Origin of the sequence: Citrobacter sp. CK194, from assembly GCF_030333395.1 — a bacterium.
In the GTDB taxonomy this organism is placed as follows: Bacteria; Pseudomonadota; Gammaproteobacteria; order Enterobacterales; family Enterobacteriaceae; genus Citrobacter_B; species Citrobacter_B koseri.
In genome coordinates, this window is record NZ_JAOWGA010000018.1 from 352,058 (window position 1) to 370,156 (window position 18,099).

Consider the following 18,099-nt stretch of genomic DNA (forward strand, 5'->3'; position numbering starts at 1 on the left):
AACTATGAAAATCGTAATCGCCCCAGACTCTTATAAAGAAAGCCTTTCTGCCGCTGAAGTTGCGCAGGCGATAGAAAAAGGATTCCGGGAAATTTTTCCCGATGCGCAGTATGTTTCTATCCCGGTCGCTGACGGCGGAGAGGGAACGGTCGAAGCCATGATTGCCGCCACGCATGGAACGCAGTATACCGCTTTTGTGACGGGGCCGCTGGGGGAGACCGTCATGGCCAACTGGGGCATGTCCGGGGACGGCAGCACCGCGTTTATTGAAATGGCGGCGGCCAGCGGGCTGGCGTTAGTTCCGCCAGAAAAGCGTAATCCGTTGATTACTACGTCGCGCGGCACCGGAGAGCTGATCCTGCATGCGCTGGAGCACGGCGCCAGAAGCATTATCATCGGCATTGGCGGCAGCGCGACCAATGACGGCGGCGCGGGCATGGTGCAGGCGCTGGGCGCCCGATTAACGGATGCGAACGGTACTGAAATTGGGAACGGCGGCGGCAGCCTGAACAGCCTGAATTCGATTGATGTCTCTGGTCTCGATCCGCGTTTAAAAACGTGTGCTATCCGGGTGGCCTGCGATGTGACCAATCCACTGACGGGCGAAAATGGCGCGTCGCGAATCTTTGGGCCGCAGAAAGGCGCGACCGAAAAGCTCATTCATGAACTGGATGGCAATCTTGCTCATTATGCCGACATGATTAAAAAGTCGCTGCGCGTGGATGTGGAAAATGTCCCCGGCGCGGGCGCGGCTGGCGGGATGGGGGCGGCCTTAATGGCTTTCCTCGGCGCAGAGTTGCGCAGCGGCATTGAGATAGTCACCACGGCGCTCAATCTGGAAGAACACATCCACGACTGCGCGTTAGTCGTCACCGGCGAAGGGCGTATCGACAGCCAGAGTATTCACGGCAAAGTACCGATAGGCGTCGCCAGTGTGGCGAAAAAGTATCATAAGCCAGTGATTGGGATCGCGGGGAGTCTGACGCATGATGTGGGAGTGGTGCATCAGCATGGCATTGATGCCGTGTTCAGCGTGCTTACCCGCATTGGCACGCTGGATGAAGCCTTTCGCGGCGCGTTTGATAATATCTACCGCGCCTCGCGAAACATCGCCGCAACGCTGGCGATAGGAATGCGTAGTGCAGGGTGACAATGGCGTGCAAACCCTCTATACTGCGCGCCGAAGCTGACCAGACAGTCGCCGCTTCGTCGTCGTCCCTTTCGGGGGAGACGGGCGGAGGGGAGGAAAGTCCGGGCTCCATAGGGCAGGGTGCCAGGTAACGCCTGGGGGGCGCAAGCCCACGACCAGTGCAACAGAGAGCAAACCGCCGATGGCCCGCGCAAGCGGGATCAGGTAAGGGTGAAAGGGTGCGGTAAGAGCGCACCGCGCGGCTGGTAACAGTTCGCGGCACGGTAAACTCCACCCGGAGCAAGGCCAAATAGGGGTTCATAAGGTACGGCCCGTACTGAACCCGGGTAGGCTGCTTGAGCCAGTGAGCGATTGCTGGCCTAGATGAATGACTGTCCACGACAGAACCCGGCTTATCGGTCAGTTTCACCTCTTCATGTAAAAACCCGCTTCGGCGGGTTTTTACTTTCATAGCGTTTGGGTTTCCCGGTACTGCCTGATGGCGCTGCGCTTATCAGGCCTGTGGCAGAGCGCTTTGGTAGGCCGGATAAGACGCGTGAGCGTCGCCATCCGGCGGATTCCCCGCAGAAGGTGCCCGATCGCGCTGCGTAACATAATCTCCCCGCCAAAAGATATTTCTTGTTCTGTGACCACTAACACAAAACGCTGTGTGGTGATTTTTTAACCGGATAAAAGATTGGCAGTTGATCGCTATCACAAAATTACGCGCTACAAAAATTGACAATCACAGTGTTAATATATTGTTGGTAATGATAATGGCGTGTATTAAATGAATTAAATATTCGTGTGTGTAATGTTTTTTTACAAACAAATAAGAAGAAAAAATGTGATATGCCACAATCTTTAATCCCAATAAGGGCGTAATTGTACTTATTTTTGATTAATTGTCCGTTAAATTTAAACGTAAATCTGCGTGTTAATTATGCGATAATTGATTGAATTATCGTCTTTCCCGAATTTGTAAAATAGCGAATGAAACGCATATGTTATCGCCATAAAATATTGTTATCCCCTCATGATTTTTTGACAAAAATCATGATAAAGTGCAGTCGTGTTCTTTCAACTTGTTGATAATAAATGGTTTATTTTTTAAAAAATAAGCTTACAAAATGTAAGGTCAGTTAATTTGTGAGTAGTCGCACATAACCATGTAACCTTTATTTGGTACACTTCATGCCGTCAACAAAGTAATTAGTGCAGGTCGATATGAATACTATTCTTCTCCCTAAAACACAGCACTTGGTGGTCTTTCAGGAAGTCATTAGAAGTGGTTCTATCGGTTCTGCCGCAAAAGAGTTAGGGTTAACTCAGCCTGCTGTAAGTAAAATTATCAATGATGTTGAGGCCTATTTTGGCGTTGAGTTAATCGTTCGCAAAAATACCGGTGTCACGTTAACCAGCGCAGGTCAGGTGCTGCTTACCTGGTCTGAATCCATCACCCGTGAAATGAAAAACATGGTGAACGAGATGAACAGCATGACCTGCAACACGGTGGTCGACGTTTCGTTTGGTTTTCCTTCGTTGATTGGCTTTACCTTTATGTCTGACATGATTCATAAATTTAAAGAGGTGTTCCCAAAAGCGCAGGTGTCGATGTATGAAGCGCAGCTCTCCTCGTTCCTGCCCGCGATTCGCGACGGACGCCTGGATTTCGCTATCGGCACGCTCAGTGATGAGATGAAACTACAGGATCTACACGTGGAACCGCTTTTTGAGTCAGAGTTTGTCCTGGTGGCCAGTAAGTCCCGAACATGCACCGGCATCACCACACTGGAATCGTTGCAGAACGAACAGTGGGTGTTGCCACAAACGAATATGGGCTACTACAGCGAACTCCTCACCACGTTACAAAGAAATGGCATCAGCAGTGAAAACATCGTTAAAACAGATTCCGTTGTCACTATTTATAATCTTGTTCTCAATGCTGATTTTCTGACCGTCATTCCCTGCGATATGACATCTCCATTCGGTTCAAACCAGTTTATTACGATTCCAGTAGAGGAAGATTTACCGGTCGCGCGTTATGCCGCGATCTGGTCTAAAAACTATCGGATTAAAAAAGCAGCATCGGTTTTGGTGGAATTAGCCAAAGAATATTCATCTTATAATGGTTGCAGACGAAAGCAATTAATAGAAATTAAGTAACGGATTAAATTTAATTTAATCAAAAACTGATGCCATCTGTCTGAATATCGGACGTTGGTACTGACTATTTATTTTACCTTAATACCCAGGTTAAGAGGTTATAATGCATATTACATACGATCTCCCGGTTGCGATTGAAGATATCCTCGAAGCGAAAAAAAGACTTGCGGGGAAAATTTATAAAACAGGTATGCCGCGCTCTAACTATTTCAGCGAGCGCTGCAAAGGCGAAATATTCCTTAAGTTCGAAAATATGCAACGCACGGGCTCTTTTAAAATCCGCGGTGCGTTTAACAAACTCAGTTCATTAACGGAAGAAGAAAAACGTAAAGGCGTGGTGGCTTGCTCTGCCGGTAACCATGCGCAAGGGGTGTCTCTCTCCTGCGCGATGCTCGGTATCGACGGCAAAGTCGTGATGCCGAAAGGCGCGCCGAAGTCCAAAGTGGCGGCCACCTGCGACTACTCCGCTGAAGTGGTGCTGCACGGTGACAACTTCAACGATACCATCGCCAAAGTGAGCGAAATTGTTGAGACTGAAGGCCGCATTTTTATTCCACCTTATGACGATCCGAAAGTGATTGCCGGGCAGGGAACGATTGGCCTGGAAATTATGGAAGATCTGTATGATGTCGATAACGTCATTGTACCAATTGGCGGCGGCGGTCTGATTGCCGGTGTCGCGATTGCTATTAAATCCATTAACCCGACAATTAAAGTTATTGGCGTACAGTCCGAAAACGTACACGGCATGGCGGCATCTTATCATGCAGGAGAAATAACCACTCACCGAACGACCGGCACCCTGGCGGATGGTTGTGATGTTTCTCGCCCGGGTAATTTAACGTATGAGATTGTTCGTGAATTAGTGGATGACATTGTCCTGGTCAGCGAAGATGAAATTCGTAACAGCATGATTGCATTAATTCAGCGCAATAAAGTCGTCACTGAAGGCGCTGGCGCACTGGCATGTGCCGCATTATTAAGCGGGAAATTAGATAGCTATATCCAGAACAGAAAAACGGTCAGCATTATTTCTGGCGGCAATATCGATCTTTCTCGTGTATCGCAAATTACGGGCTTAGTTGACGCTTAAACCCGGCTATTAATCTTTTCGTTGAGGATAGGATATGAGTACTACTGATAGCATTGTATCCAGCCAGACAAAACAGTCGTCCTGGCGTAAATCGGACACCACATGGACACTGGGGTTATTTGGTACTGCCATCGGCGCCGGGGTGTTGTTCTTCCCTATTCGCGCAGGGTTTGGCGGGCTGATCCCGATTCTTTTGATGCTGGTGTTGGCCTACCCCATCGCGTTTTACTGCCACCGTGCGCTGGCGCGCCTGTGTCTTTCCGGTTCTAACCCTTCCGGCAACATCACAGAAACGGTAGAAGAGCACTTTGGTAAAACAGGCGGCGTGGTCATCACGTTCCTGTACTTCTTCGCTATCTGTCCGTTGCTGTGGATTTATGGCGTAACCATTACCAACACCTTTATGACCTTCTGGGAAAACCAGTTGCAGATGCCGGCGCTTAACCGTGGCTTTGTGGCGCTGTTCCTGCTGCTGCTGATGGCTTTCGTTATCTGGTTTGGTAAAGACCTGATGGTTAAAGTGATGAGCTACCTGGTATGGCCGTTCATTGCCAGCCTGGTGCTGATCTCTCTGTCGCTGATCCCTTACTGGAACTCTGCGGTTATCGATCAGGTGGATCTCAGTAATATCGCGTTAACCGGGCATGACGGCATTCTGGTTACCGTGTGGCTGGGTATCTCCATCATGGTGTTCTCCTTTAACTTCTCGCCTATCGTCTCTTCTTTCGTGGTTTCCAAACGTGAAGAGTATGAGAAAGACTTTGGTCGTGAATTTACCGAGCGTAAATGTTCACAGATCATCTCCCGCGCCAGCATGCTGATGGTGGCCGTGGTGATGTTCTTCGCCTTCAGCTGCCTGTTCACGCTCTCTCCGGCCAACATGGCGGATGCGAAAGCGCAGAACATTCCGGTGCTCTCATATCTGGCGAACCACTTTGCGTCGCTGTCTGGCACTAAATCAACGTTTGCTACGGTTCTGGAGTACGGGGCTTCCATCATCGCACTGGTCGCTATCTTCAAATCATTCTTCGGTCACTATCTGGGCACGCTGGAAGGCCTGAACGGTCTGGTGCTGAAGTTTGGTTACAAAGGCGATAAAACCAAAGTTTCACTGGGCAAACTCAACACCATCAGCATGATCTTCATCATGGGTTCCACTTGGGTTGTGGCATACGCCAACCCGAACATCCTGGACCTGATTGAAGCAATGGGTGCGCCGATCATTGCCTCGCTGCTCTGCCTGTTGCCGATGTACGCCATCCGTAAAGCGCCGTCACTGGCGAAATACCGTGGTCGTCTGGATAACGTGTTTGTGACCGTGATTGGTCTGCTGACCATCCTGAATATCGTGTACAAACTGTTCTAATCCTTTAGCTCAGGATGAGCGGAGTAGTGAAATGAATGAATTTCCGGTAGTTCTGGTGATTAACTGTGGATCGTCTTCCATTAAGTTTTCAGTACTGGATGCAACCCATTGCGATGTGTTAATGGCAGGAATTGCGGACGGTATTAATTCTGAAGATGCGTTTTTATCCGTAAATGGAGGAGAGCCAGCTAAGCTGGCTCACCACAGCTACGAAGGCGCATTAAAGGCGATTGCGTTTGAACTGGAAAAACGTAATTTAATCGACAGCGTGGCCTTAATTGGCCACCGTATTGCCCACGGCGGAAATATCTTTACGGCATCAGCCATTATTACGGATGAAGTTATCGAGAATATCCGCCGGGTTTCTCCTTTAGCGCCGTTACATAATTACGCCAATTTAAGCGGAATTGAATCGGCGCAGCATCTTTTCCCGGGCGTACAGCAGGTGGCGGTATTTGATACCAGCTTCCATCAAACGATGGCGCCTGAAGCGTATTTGTACGGCTTGCCGTGGAAATATTTTGAGGAGTTGGGCGTCCGGCGCTATGGCTTTCATGGCACCTCGCACCGCTATGTCTCGCAACGTGCGCATGACCTTCTTGCGCTACAGGAAGAGGACTCGGGTCTGGTTGTCGCGCATCTGGGCAATGGCGCTTCTATCTGTGCCGTTCGTAACGGTCAAAGCGTCGATACCTCTATGGGGATGACCCCGCTGGAAGGGCTGATGATGGGCACCCGCAGCGGCGATGTGGACTTCGGCGCGATGGCGTGGATTGCCAGCGAAACCAACCAGACGCTGGGCGATATGGAACGCGTGGTGAATAAAGAGTCTGGTTTGCTGGGGATTTCCGGTCTGTCATCTGACTTACGTGTATTGGAAAAAGCCTGGCATGAAGGGCATGAACGTGCGCAACTGGCGATTAAAACCTTTGTGCACCGTATTGCCCGCCACATTGCCGGGCATGCCGCATCGTTACACCGTCTGGACGGTATTATTTTTACCGGGGGGATTGGCGAAAACTCCGTGTTAATTCGCCGTCTGGTCATTGAACATTTGGCTGTTCTGGGCGTGAAATTAGATCACGAGATGAATAGCCTGCCTAATTCTCACGGTGAAAGAATTATCTCCAGCAAAGACACCAACGTTATTTGTGCCGTCATTCCAACGAATGAAGAAAAGATGATTGCCCTCGACGCTATTCATTTAGGCAAAGTTAACGCACCTGTGGAATTTGCATAATTTATTGTTGTTCTGTAGAGAGACTATTTTTCATGAAGGTAAATATCGATACCAGCGATATGCTGTATGCCGAAGCCTGGCTTGGCTTTAAAGGTACGGACTGGAAAGAAGAAATTAATGTCCGTGATTTTATTCAGCACAACTATACACCCTATGAGGGAGATGAATCCTTCCTCGCGGAAGCCACGCCTGCGACTACCGCATTGTGGGAAAAAGTTATGGCGGGTATTCGTATTGAAAACTCGACGCATGCGCCAGTCGATTTCGATACCAATATTGCGACCACCATTACTGCCCATGACGCGGGTTATATTGAGCAGGAGCTGGAAAAAATCGTCGGTTTGCAAACCGATAAGCCACTCAAGCGCGCGCTGCATCCGTTTGGCGGCATCAACATGATCAAAAGCTCATTCCAGGCGTATGGTCGTGAAATGGATGCTGATTTTGAATATCAGTTTACCGAGCTGCGTAAAACCCATAACCAGGGTGTATTCGACGCGTATTCGCCGGATATGCTGCGCTGCCGTAAATCCGGGGTGCTGACCGGCTTACCGGATGGCTACGGCCGTGGGCGCATTATCGGCGACTATCGCCGCGTTGCGCTGTACGGTATCCGTTATCTGGTGCGCGAGCGTGAATTGCAGTTTGCCGATCTCCAGTCAAATCTGGAGTGGGGGCAGAACCTTGAAGCGACGATTCGCCTGCGTGAAGAACTGGCCGAACACCGCCGTGCGCTGCTGCAAATGCAGGAAATGGCCGCCAAATACGGTTGCGATATCTCCCGTCCGGCGCGTAACGCGCAGGAAGCCGTCCAGTGGCTTTACTTCGCCTATCTGGCAGCGGTGAAATCGCAGAACGGCGGCGCAATGTCGCTGGGCCGTACCGCGTCGTTCCTCGACATCTACATTGAGCGAGACTTCAAAGCCGGGATCTTAACGGAAGAACAGGCGCAGGAACTGATCGACCACTTCATCATGAAGATCCGCATGGTGCGCTTCCTGCGCACGCCGGAATTTGACACGCTGTTCTCCGGCGACCCGATTTGGGCAACCGAAGTGATCGGCGGTATGGGGCTGGATGGCCGCACGCTGGTGACCAAAAACTCCTTCCGCTATCTGCATACCCTGCACACGATGGGGCCTGCGCCAGAGCCGAACCTGACCGTGCTGTGGTCAGAAGCGCTGCCGGTCGCTTTTAAAAAGTATGCGGCACAGGTGTCGATCGTCACTTCATCTTTGCAGTATGAAAATGACGATCTGATGCGCGCTGACTTTGACAGCGATGATTACGCCATTGCCTGCTGCGTCAGCCCAATGGTCATCGGTAAGCAGATGCAGTTCTTCGGCGCCCGCGCCAACCTCGCTAAAACGCTGCTGTATGCAATCAACGGCGGTGTGGATGAGAAGCTGAAAATCCAGGTCGGGCCGAAAACGGCGCCATTAATGGATGAAGTACTGGATTACGACACGGTGATGGAGAGCCTTGACCACTTCATGGACTGGCTGGCGGTGCAGTACATCAGCGCGCTGAATATCATCCACTACATGCACGACAAGTACAGCTACGAAGCGTCGCTGATGGCGCTGCACGATCGTGACGTTTATCGCACGATGGCATGCGGCATCGCGGGGCTGTCCGTGGCGACGGATTCGCTGTCCGCCATCAAGTACGCGAAGGTGAAACCGGTGCGTGACCATAACGGGCTGGCAGTCGATTTTGTCATCGAAGGCGAATATCCGCAGTACGGCAACAACGACGAGCGCGTGGACAGCATTGCCTGCGATCTGGTTGAACGCTTTATGAAGAAAATTAAAGTGTTGCCAACCTACCGCAACGCGGTGCCGACGCAGTCCATTCTGACCATCACCTCGAACGTGGTGTACGGCCAGAAAACCGGGAACACGCCGGATGGACGTCGTGGCGGTACGCCGTTCGCGCCGGGTGCGAACCCGATGCACGGCCGTGACCGTAAAGGCGCTGTCGCTTCGCTGACTTCCGTCGCGAAACTGCCGTTCACCTATGCCAAAGACGGGATTTCCTACACCTTCTCCATTGTGCCTGCGGCGTTGGGCAAAGATGACGGCGTGCGGAAAACCAATCTGGTCGGCCTGCTGGACGGATACTTCCATCATGAAGCGCATGTGGAAGGCGGCCAGCACCTGAACGTTAACGTGATGAACCGTGAAATGCTGCTGGACGCCATCGAGCACCCGGAAAGCTATCCGAACCTGACGATCCGCGTGTCCGGCTACGCCGTGCGCTTTAATGCGCTCACCCGCGAGCAACAGCAGGATGTGATTTCACGTACCTTTACCCAGGCGATATAACGCCGGAGGCGCTATGAGAAAGATTATTGCCACCCAACATGCACCGGGGGCCATCGGCCCCTACGTACAGGGTGTGGATTTGGGCAGTATGGTGCTGACCTCAGGTCAGATCCCGGTATGCCCGCAAACGGGCGAGGTCGCGGAAAATGTCGTCGATCAGGCGCGTCAGAGCCTGGAAAACGTCAAAGCGATTGTGGAAGCTGCGGGCCTGAAAGTGGGCGATATCGTGAAGACCACTGTGTTCATTACCGATCTGAACGATTTCACCACCATCAACGAGGTGTATCAGCAGTTCTTTGATGAGCATCAGGCGACTTACCCTACGCGCAGCTGTGTGCAGGTCGCCCGTTTGCCGAAGGATGTGAAGCTGGAGATTGAAGCTATCGCGGTGCGTGGCGATACGCTGTAACCCCCTGCGGGGCGATCGTCAGGATCGCCCCGATCCCAAAAACGAGTGTGAAACTATTTGATGTCTGGTCTCCACTGAACGGCAATCCGAGGTTCTGGATATGATTAGCGCATTCGATATTTTTAAGATTGGCATTGGACCTTCCAGCTCCCATACCGTAGGGCCGATGAATGCAGGAAAATGTTTTATCGATCAACTGACCAGCAAGGGTGATTTACTTCGCACGACGCGTATTACGGTTGATCTGTATGGATCGTTATCGCTGACCGGGAAAGGTCATGCGACGGATACCGCCATCATGATGGGGCTGGCAGGTAACAGCCCGCAAAACGTGAATATCGACGCGATTCCCACCTTTATTGAAGACGTAACGCGCAGCGGACGCCTGCCGGTGGCCGAGGGAGCGCACGTTGTTGATTTCCCGGTAGCAGACAGCATTCTCTTTCACGCCGAAACGCTACCGCGCCATGAAAACGGGATGCGTATTACGGCATGGAACGGGCAAGAGACGCTGTTGAGCAAAACTTATTACTCCATCGGCGGCGGGTTTATCGTCGAAGAGGAGCGTTTCGGGCAGGCGCATGATGTCGAAACGCCTGTGCCTTATGATTTTCACTCGGCCAGCGAACTGCTGAAACTGTGTGAGCGAAACGGGCTTTCGGTCTCTGGCCTGATGATGCAAAACGAGCTGGCGCTGCGCAGCAAAGAGGAGATTGACGCCGGATTCGCGCGCATCTGGGATGTGATGTACGCCGGGATTGAACGCGGCATGAACACCGAGGGCGTACTGCCGGGGCCGCTGAATGTGCCGCGTCGCGCGGTTGCGTTAAGGCGTTTGCTGGTCTCCAGCGACAGCCTCTCCAGCGACCCGATGAACGTTATCGACTGGATCAACATGTTTGCGCTGGCCGTCAGTGAAGAGAACGCGGCAGGAGGGCGGGTCGTAACGGCGCCAACTAACGGCGCATGCGGCATTATTCCTGCTGTACTGGCCTATTACGATAAGTTCCGCCGTCCGGTGAATGCCAACTCGATTGCCCGCTATCTGCTGGCTGCGGGCGCGATTGGCGCGCTGTATAAGATGAATGCGTCTATCTCCGGTGCGGAAGTGGGCTGTCAGGGTGAAGTTGGCGTCGCCTGCTCGATGGCGGCGGCAGGGCTGACGGAACTGCTGGGCGGTAGTCCATCGCAGGTTTGCATTGCGGCGGAAATCGCGATGGAGCACAACCTGGGATTGACCTGCGATCCGGTGGCCGGGCAGGTGCAAATTCCTTGCATTGAACGTAACGCGATTAATGCGGTAAAAGCGGTGAATGCGGCGCGAATGGCGCTGCGGCGGACGTCTGAGCCACGGGTGTCGCTCGATAAAGTGATCGAGACGATGTATGAAACCGGCAAGGATATGAACGATAAGTACCGCGAGACTTCGCGCGGTGGGCTGGCGATTAAGGTCGTTTGTACCTGAGGTGAATAGCCGTGCCTGATGGCGCTGCGCTTATCAGGCCTACGGTTTACGTACGTTTGCAGGCCGGAGAAGGCGCAAGCGCCGCCATCCGGCAATGAATTAATCAACATGGCATGATAAAAAGGTGCACTTTAGTGCACCTTTTTTGTTGTGATCTGCTTCAAAAATAGAAATTCAATTCTTTATTTTGCCGTAAAAGAGAAAATATTTCTTAACTTTTAGAAATTACAGGGGTTTGTTTGTGAAGTTTTTCTCTGATCCTGCGCGTATGATTCCCTCACTACTCCAATAACTCGCCTGCGCACGACGTACCGCGTATCGCCTTGATGCGGCACGGAAAAATAATAAAAAACTCTACCTACATATTAAGCGAGAACGTAATGGAAACGGCAACGAATAACAGCGTAATACTCGACGCATCAGCTCCGGCGCGCCGGGCAGGGATGACCGAAAGCGAATGGCGCGAAGCCATTAAATTCGACAGCACCGACACGGGCTGGGTCATCATGAGTATTGGTATGGCGATCGGCGCGGGGATTGTTTTTCTCCCGGTGCAGGTCGGTTTAATGGGGCTGTGGGTCTTTTTACTCTCCTCTATTATCGGCTATCCCGCGATGTATCTGTTCCAGCGCCTGTTCATCAACACGCTGGCGGAGTCCCCGGAATGTAAAGACTACCCGAGCGTCATCAGCGGCTATCTGGGGAAAAACTGGGGCATCCTGTTAGGCGCACTCTACTTTGTGATGCTGGTGATCTGGATGTTTGTCTACTCCACCGCCATCACTAACGACAGCGCCTCTTATCTGCACACCTTTGGCGTCACGGAAGGTTTGCTCTCCGACAGCCCGTTTTATGGACTGGTGCTGATTTGCATTCTGGTGGCGATCTCGTCACGCGGTGAGCAGCTTCTGTTCAAGATTTCGACCGGCATGGTGCTGACTAAACTGCTGGTGGTCGCGGCGCTCGGCGTCTCAATGATCGGGATGTGGCATTTGTACAACATTGGCGCGCTGCCGCCGATGGCGCTGTTGATTAAAAACGCCATCATCACCTTGCCGTTTACGCTGACCTCCATCCTGTTTATCCAGACCTTGAGTCCGATGGTGATCTCTTATCGTTCACGCGAAAAATCCATTGAGGTCGCACGGCATAAAGCGCTGCGCGCCATGAACATCGCGTTCGGCATTCTGTTTGTTACCGTCTTTTTCTACGCGGTCTCTTTCACCCTGGCGATGGGGCATGACGAAGCGGTCAAAGCCTACGAGCAGAACATCTCTGCACTGGCGATCGCCGCGCAGTTTATTAGCGGCGCGGGTGCGGGCTGGGTGAAAGTGGTCAGCGTGATCCTGAATATCTTTGCCGTTATGACCGCGTTCTTCGGCGTTTACTTAGGCTTTCGCGAAGCGACTCAGGGAATTGTGATGAACCTGCTGCGCCGCAGAATGCCTGTCGAGAAGATTAACGAACGCTTCGTGCAGCGCGGCATTATGGTTTTCGCCATCTTACTGGCCTGGAGCGCCATTGTGCTGAATGCGCCGGTGCTGAGTTTTACCTCTATCTGTAGCCCGATCTTCGGCATGGTGGGATGTTTGATCCCGGCCTGGCTGGTCTACAAAGTTCCTGCACTGCACAAATACAAGGGCGCGTCTCTGTATCTGATTATCGTCACGGGTTTGCTGCTGTGCGTTTCTCCGTTCCTGGCATTTGCTTGATCTTCCTGAAAGTAAGGTTGTTGTTATGTTTGAGTCTACAGAAAATCCGTTATGGCAGCGTTTTATCCTCGCAGTACAGGAAGAGGTAAAACCGGCACTGGGATGTACGGAACCTGTCTCTCTGGCGCTGGCGGCGGCGGTTGCCGCGGCTGAACTTGACGGCGAAGTTGAACGCGTTGACGCGTGGGTCTCGCCGAACCTGATGAAGAATGGCCTGGGCGTCACCGTGCCGGGCACCGGGATGGTTGGGCTTCCCATTGCGGCAGCGCTGGGGGCGCTTGGCGGCGATGCCAGCGCGGGGCTGGAAGTGTTGAAAAACGCCTCTTCGGGGGCGATTGCGGATGCGAAAGCGATGCTGGCTGCCGGGAAGGTGTCGGTGATGTTGCAGGAGCCATGCGACGACATCCTCTTCTCACGCGCTAAAGTGTACAGCGGCGATGCGTGGGCCTGCGTAACGATCGTCGGCGGGCACACCAATATCGTGCGCATTGAAACTCACACTGGGGTGATCTTTACGCAGACCGAAAGCGTGCAGGGGGAGGCGCAAGAATCGCCGCTGTCGGTCTTATCAAAGACCTCGCTGGAAGAGATTCTGGCGTTTGTGAATGCGGTGCCGTTTGCGACAATCCGCTTTATTCTGGAGGCCGCCAGACTGAACGGCGCGCTGTCGCAGGAAGGATTGCGCGGCACCTGGGGGCTGCATATCGGGGCGACGTTGCAAAAGCAGTGCGCACGCGGTCTGCTGGCGGACGATCTGTCAACGGCGATCCTGATTCGCACCAGCGCAGCTTCGGATGCGCGGATGGGCGGCGCGACGCTGCCAGCCATGAGTAACTCCGGCTCCGGCAATCAGGGGATCACCGCGACGGTTCCCGTAATGGTGGTGGCGGAGCATGTGGGGGCGGATGACGAACGTCTGGCGCGCGCCCTGATGCTCTCGCACCTGAGCGCGATCTACATTCACCATCAGCTTCCACGCCTGTCAGCGCTCTGTGCGGCGACCACGGCGGCAATGGGGGCGGCGGCAGGAATGGCGTGGCTGATGGATGGCCGCTATAACACGATTGCGATGGCGATCAGCAGTATGATCGGCGACGTGAGCGGGATGATATGCGACGGCGCATCGAATAGCTGTGCGATGAAGGTATCGACCAGCGCGTCTGCGGCCTGGAAAGCGGTGTTAATGGCGCTGGATGATACGGTGGTAACCGGCAACGAAGGGATTGTGGCGCATAACGTCGAGCAATCTATTTCGAATTTATGCGCGTTGGCCTGTCATGCAATGCAGCAAACCGACCGTCAGGTTATCGAAATTATGGCCAGTAAGGCGCATTAACCCTGTGGCGCGGGTTTGCCTGATGGCGCTGCGCTTATCAGGCCTACGGTAACTTGCGTTCGTAGGCCGGATAAGGCGTTTACGCCGCCATCCGGCATTACGTTTGTCGATAATCAGAAGCCGCCTTTTCAGTTTGCCTGATGGCGCTGCGCTTATCAGGCCTACGGTAACTTGCGTTTGTAGGCCGGATAAGGCGTTTACGCCGCCATCCGGCATTGCGTTTATCGGTAATCAGAAGCCGCCTTTTCAGTTTGCCTGATAAGGCGTTTACGCCGCCATCCGGCATTACGTTTATCGATAATCAGAAGCCGCCTTTTCAGGCGGCTTCATCTTCTTCCGCTAACCGGATCTCTGCATCCGCGACGATAGCTTCCAGTTCGGTTAGCATCTCCTCGTAGCCAAATTTCCCGGGCGCGTTTGCCGCATCCTGTGCTGCGGGTTGGGTTACGGATTGATGCTTTTTAGCCGATTTTTTGCTCACAGTCATAACTCCCTTATTTTTTCTGACTACACAGGCAAATCTATCAGTAAAGCGCGCAATGGCGTGTCGGCAACTAACGTTATGTTAGCTTCATCACGAATAAATGCGCCGTCGCCGCAGGTAAGCGCTTCGCGCTCCTCGTTATGCGTTACCGCATGAAACGTACCGTGAATCGACTGCAAATAGGCGCGTGGGCCATGCAGTTGAAAGCTCAGCGACTCGCCTTTTTTCAGCTCAATATGGTGCACCCAGACCTGCTGGCGTAATTGCAGGCTGTCCTGTTCTCCATCCGGGGAGGCGAGGAGTTGCTGTTTGCTCGCAGTTAGCGTGGTTTTCTGTACCAACGGGTTTTCCCGCTCAGGACAGGCGTCCAGCCACAGCTGCATCCTGGTAAGCGACTTATCTTTGCTGAGGTTATGCTCGCTATAGCTAATGCCCGGCTGCGTGGCGAGCAGCAGGGCTTCGCCCGCTTTCGCCTGGACATGATTGCCTTCGCTGTCGCGATATTCCGCTTCGCCTTCCAGAATCAGGTTTAAAATATCCACCTTCGGGTAGGTGCGCGGCTGGAAGGAGGCGCCCGGCGCCAGCACTTCCTGGTTGAGTACGCGCAGGGAGGCATAGCCCAGCAGTTTAGGGTCGAAGTAGTGTCCAAAGGAGAAGGTATAACGGGCCTGCAACCATCCGTAGTCTGCCTGTCCGCACTGTTTGGCTGTTCGGGTAGTAATCATAATTCTTGACCTCTCTTTACTTCCTTTTATGTTAAGGGGCTGGACGCTGCATTGTTAGCCAGATATTCTGCCCGGTATGTTCAAATTTCCTGAATGAGAACGATATGGCCAAAGAAAGGGCGTTAACACTGGAAGCGTTACGCGTCATGGACGCAATAGATCGACGCGGGAGCTTCGCGGCGGCGGCAGATGAGTTAGGTCGCGTACCATCCGCGCTCAGCTACACCATGCAAAAACTGGAAGAGGAGCTGGATGTGGTGCTGTTTGACCGTTCCGGCCATCGGACAAAATTCACCAACGTGGGGCGTATGCTGCTGGAACGCGGGCGCGTATTGCTGGAAGCGGCAGACAAGCTGACCACCGATGCCGAAGCGCTGGCGCGCGGTTGGGAAACGCACCTGACGCTGGTGACAGAAGCGCTGGTGCCGACCTCAGCCTTCTTCCCGCTGATTGACCGACTGGCCGCGAAAGCCAACACCCAGCTTTCGGTGATCACGGAAGTGCTGGCGGGCGCCTGGGAACGTCTGGAGCAGGGGCGGGCCGATATTGTGATTGCACCGGATATGCATTTCCGCTCGTCGTCAGAAATTAACTCCCGCAAGCTGTATACGCTGATGAACGTCTACGTGGCGGCGCCGGACCATCCGATTCATCTGGAGCCGGAGCCGCTGTCTGAAGTGACCCGCGTGAAATATCGTGGTGTGGCGGTGGCGGATACCGCCCGCGAGCGACCGGTATTGACCGTGCAGCTGCTGGACAAACAGCCGCGTCTGACGGTGAGTACCATTGAAGACAAACGTCAGGCCTTGCTGGCCGGGCTGGGCGTCGCGACCATGCCGTATCCGCTGGTCGAACAGGATATTGCACAAGGAAGACTGCGGGTCGTCAGCCCGGAATCGACCAGCGAAATTGATATTATTATGGCCTGGCGACGCGACAGCATGGGCGAGGCGAAAGCCTGGTGCCTGCGGGAAATCCCGAAACTGTTTGCCAGTAGATAAGAGCGCAAGCCCGGTTTAGCCGGATGGCGGTGCAGGCGCTCGCGTAGGCCTGATAAGCGCAGCGCCATCAGGCATCTACCGGCTTCACTTCAGGGCAGAATTTTAGGGTCCTGCCCGAAGCGGTTTTCGCCTGGCGTACCGTTCTGGCAGTTAAAGAGGATGATGACCAGCCAGCCAATAACAGGGATGAGGAGCAGTAACAGCCACCATGCGGAACGATCGGTATCATGCAACCGACGGAACTGTACTGCCCACCACGGTAAGAAAATCAGAATGCCATAAATGGTTGTCAGCACGCCTTCGCCCCCGGCGCGTTGCCAGCCGAACATCTTGTCCAGCACGCCCAGCACGAACGTAAAAATGACGTTGACCAGAATAAACATCCAGTACTCTTTACGACGCGCGCGGCCGCCAAAGCCGATATAGTTCTTCAATACTTTTAAATACCAGTCCATTTTCGCCTCAACATACGGTCAATCACTTGTTTTTAAATAAGAATAGCCGTGAATGGAATGGTGGTAAATATTCGAATGATTAATGTTTAATGCATCGGGCGGGTAAGGCGAGTTAGCGCCGCCACCAGACTGTTTCCTGGTGGCGGCGTAAGGGGATTATCCCGCTTTTGCAAAGCGGACGTCGCGTCCGTGAGGCTCATTGAGATCCTGCAACGGGCCGATGGAGATAATCCCCGTCGGGTTGATGGTTTTGTGGCTACGGAAGTAGTGGTTACGGATATGGTCGAAGTTGACGGTTTCCGCAATGCCGGGCATCTGCCAGATATCGCGCAGGAAACCATAAAGGTTCAGGTAATCGCTGATGCGGTATTTGTCGCACTTGAAGTGCGTAACGTAAACCTGGTCAAAACGCACCAGCGTGGTCCACAGGCGAATGTCCGCCTCGGTTAACTGGTCGCCGGTCAGGTAACGGTGCTGCCCCAGAATTTGCTCCAGACGCGCCAGTGACTCGAACACTTTCTCTACGGCTTCATCATAGGCCTGCTGGCTGGTGGCAAACCCGGCTTTGTACACGCCGTTGTTGACGTTGTCATAAATCCAGCTATTGAGCTCGTCAATTTTTCCGCGCAGGGCTGTCGGGTAGTAATCTCCGGCTTTGGCGCCCAGCGCATCGAATGCGGTATTGAACATGCGAATGATTTCCGCCGATTCATTACTGACGATGGTGTGATTCTTTTTATCCCACAATACCGGTACGGTGACGCGACCGCTGTAGTGCGGATCGGCATGCAGATAGAGTTGATACAGAAACTCGTGTTGATACAGCGTATCACCGGTTGCCGCCGGGAAATTATCATCAAACGTCCAGCCATTCTCCAGCATCAGCGGATTCACAACAGAAACGGAGATAAACGGTTCCAGCCCCTTGAGCTTACGCAGGATCAGCGTGCGATGCGCCCACGGGCAGGCAAGTGAAACATACAGGTGATAGCGATCTTTTTCGGCGGCAAAGCCCCCTTCGCCAGTCGGGCCCGGCGCGCCATCAGCGGTGAGCCAGTTACGGAAAGCCGATACAGAACGTTGAAATTTCCCCCCCGTAGACTTGGTGTCATACCAGGTGTCATGCCATACGCCGTCAATCAGTTGTCCCATTTTCTCTCTCCTCCAGATAGCAAAAACGAGGAGAATATC

Annotated in this window: 15 protein-coding genes, 1 other RNA gene and 1 pseudogene; 13 read left to right on the forward strand and 4 right to left on the reverse strand. The window is 53.1% G+C overall.

Translation table 11 applies throughout. The features are described 5' to 3' along the window. Positions 1-4: 4 nt before the first annotated feature. The 12 genes and pseudogenes from garK to OGX80_RS22420 all read left to right on the forward strand — a co-directional run. On the forward strand, positions 5-1,150 hold the full coding sequence (gene garK, locus OGX80_RS13405) for a glycerate 2-kinase (RefSeq protein ID WP_047461065.1): 1,146 nt from the start codon (positions 5-7) through the stop codon (positions 1,148-1,150). Positions 1,151-1,182: 32 nt separating this feature from the next. Continuing rightward, positions 1,183-1,561: RNase P RNA component class A (gene rnpB / locus OGX80_RS13410), an RNA gene on the forward strand. A gap of 795 nt (positions 1,562-2,356) precedes the next feature. Then, positions 2,357-3,295 carry a transcriptional regulator TdcA gene (gene tdcA, locus OGX80_RS13415; protein WP_047461068.1) on the forward strand — a complete coding sequence of 313 codons (939 nt, stop codon included), beginning with the start codon at positions 2,357-2,359 and terminating at the stop codon, positions 3,293-3,295. A 103-nt stretch (positions 3,296-3,398) separates the two neighbouring features. Next, complete coding sequence (gene tdcB / locus OGX80_RS13420; protein WP_012135254.1) at positions 3,399-4,388, forward strand: bifunctional threonine ammonia-lyase/L-serine ammonia-lyase TdcB; 990 nt, start codon at positions 3,399-3,401, stop codon at positions 4,386-4,388. A 34-nt stretch (positions 4,389-4,422) separates the two neighbouring features. Then, positions 4,423-5,754, forward strand: a complete 1,332-nt coding sequence (gene tdcC / locus OGX80_RS13425) for a threonine/serine transporter TdcC (RefSeq protein ID WP_012135253.1) — start codon at positions 4,423-4,425, stop codon at positions 5,752-5,754. Between the two features lie 31 nt (positions 5,755-5,785). Beyond that, entirely contained in the window at positions 5,786-6,994 is a 1,209-nt protein-coding gene (gene tdcD, locus OGX80_RS13430) for a propionate kinase (RefSeq protein ID WP_024130974.1), read from the forward strand. Between the two features lie 32 nt (positions 6,995-7,026). Continuing rightward, the gene (gene pflB, locus OGX80_RS13435; protein ID WP_058668139.1) at positions 7,027-9,321 is read left to right on the forward strand and encodes a formate C-acetyltransferase; all 2,295 of its coding nucleotides are present in this window, start codon (positions 7,027-7,029) and stop codon (positions 9,319-9,321) included. 13 nt (positions 9,322-9,334) lie between these two features. Then, on the forward strand, positions 9,335-9,730 hold the full coding sequence (locus OGX80_RS13440; protein WP_012135250.1) for an enamine/imine deaminase: 396 nt from the start codon (positions 9,335-9,337) through the stop codon (positions 9,728-9,730). 100 nt (positions 9,731-9,830) lie between these two features. Further along, positions 9,831-11,195 (forward strand): L-serine ammonia-lyase, encoded by a 1,365-nt coding sequence (gene tdcG / locus OGX80_RS13445; RefSeq protein ID WP_115181080.1) that lies wholly within the window; start codon positions 9,831-9,833, stop codon positions 11,193-11,195. A 380-nt stretch (positions 11,196-11,575) separates the two neighbouring features. After that, positions 11,576-12,907, forward strand: a complete 1,332-nt coding sequence (locus OGX80_RS13450; RefSeq protein WP_024130973.1) for an SLC5/6 family protein — start codon at positions 11,576-11,578, stop codon at positions 12,905-12,907. Between the two features lie 25 nt (positions 12,908-12,932). Next, complete coding sequence (locus tag OGX80_RS13455) at positions 12,933-14,243, forward strand: L-cysteine desulfidase family protein (protein ID WP_286471248.1); 1,311 nt, start codon at positions 12,933-12,935, stop codon at positions 14,241-14,243. Between the two features lie 76 nt (positions 14,244-14,319). Next, a pseudogene (locus OGX80_RS22420) lies at positions 14,320-14,502 on the forward strand (hypothetical protein); the annotation flags it as partial. A gap of 57 nt (positions 14,503-14,559) precedes the next feature. Here the strand turns inward: OGX80_RS22420 and OGX80_RS13460 are convergent. Then, entirely contained in the window at positions 14,560-14,724 is a 165-nt protein-coding gene (locus tag OGX80_RS13460; protein ID WP_047463896.1) for a protein YhaL, read from the reverse strand. A 26-nt stretch (positions 14,725-14,750) separates the two neighbouring features. Then, positions 14,751-15,452, reverse strand: coding sequence for a pirin family protein (locus OGX80_RS13465; protein WP_047461083.1), 702 nt, complete (start codon positions 15,450-15,452; stop codon positions 14,751-14,753). Positions 15,453-15,556: 104 nt separating this feature from the next. Between OGX80_RS13465 and yhaJ the strand changes: the two genes are divergently transcribed. Further along, a complete protein-coding gene (gene yhaJ, locus OGX80_RS13470) occupies positions 15,557-16,453 on the forward strand; it encodes a DNA-binding transcriptional regulator YhaJ (protein WP_071257776.1) in 897 nt (298 codons plus the stop codon). Positions 16,454-16,542: 89 nt separating this feature from the next. On the opposite strand, the gene OGX80_RS13475 is transcribed toward yhaJ, so the two are convergent. Beyond that, on the reverse strand, positions 16,543-16,908 hold the full coding sequence (locus tag OGX80_RS13475; RefSeq protein WP_012135242.1) for a DUF805 domain-containing protein: 366 nt from the start codon (positions 16,906-16,908) through the stop codon (positions 16,543-16,545). A gap of 156 nt (positions 16,909-17,064) precedes the next feature. Further along, positions 17,065-18,060, reverse strand: a complete 996-nt coding sequence (locus OGX80_RS13480; protein ID WP_049010352.1) for a glutathione S-transferase family protein — start codon at positions 18,058-18,060, stop codon at positions 17,065-17,067. Positions 18,061-18,099 lie beyond the last annotated feature (39 nt).

Bases quoted from the DNA above. Each gene is read 5' to 3' on its own strand.
- OGX80_RS13480 (WP_049010352.1), bottom strand. From the start codon at position 18,060: ATGGGACAACTGATTGACGGCGTATGGCATGACACCTGGTATGACACC.
- tdcB (WP_012135254.1), top strand. From the start codon at position 3,399: ATGCATATTACATACGATCTCCCGGTTGCGATTGAAGATATCCTCGAA.
- OGX80_RS13475 (WP_012135242.1), bottom strand. From the start codon at position 16,908: ATGGACTGGTATTTAAAAGTATTGAAGAACTATATCGGCTTTGGCGGC.
- tdcD (WP_024130974.1), top strand. From the start codon at position 5,786: ATGAATGAATTTCCGGTAGTTCTGGTGATTAACTGTGGATCGTCTTCC.
- tdcG (WP_115181080.1), top strand. From the start codon at position 9,831: ATGATTAGCGCATTCGATATTTTTAAGATTGGCATTGGACCTTCCAGC.
- tdcA (WP_047461068.1), top strand. From the start codon at position 2,357: ATGAATACTATTCTTCTCCCTAAAACACAGCACTTGGTGGTCTTTCAG.
- OGX80_RS13455 (WP_286471248.1), top strand. From the start codon at position 12,933: ATGTTTGAGTCTACAGAAAATCCGTTATGGCAGCGTTTTATCCTCGCA.
- pflB (WP_058668139.1), top strand. From the start codon at position 7,027: ATGAAGGTAAATATCGATACCAGCGATATGCTGTATGCCGAAGCCTGG.
- garK (WP_047461065.1), top strand. From the start codon at position 5: ATGAAAATCGTAATCGCCCCAGACTCTTATAAAGAAAGCCTTTCTGCC.
- OGX80_RS13465 (WP_047461083.1), bottom strand. From the start codon at position 15,452: ATGATTACTACCCGAACAGCCAAACAGTGCGGACAGGCAGACTACGGA.
- OGX80_RS13440 (WP_012135250.1), top strand. From the start codon at position 9,335: ATGAGAAAGATTATTGCCACCCAACATGCACCGGGGGCCATCGGCCCC.
- yhaJ (WP_071257776.1), top strand. From the start codon at position 15,557: ATGGCCAAAGAAAGGGCGTTAACACTGGAAGCGTTACGCGTCATGGAC.
- OGX80_RS13450 (WP_024130973.1), top strand. From the start codon at position 11,576: ATGGAAACGGCAACGAATAACAGCGTAATACTCGACGCATCAGCTCCG.
- tdcC (WP_012135253.1), top strand. From the start codon at position 4,423: ATGAGTACTACTGATAGCATTGTATCCAGCCAGACAAAACAGTCGTCC.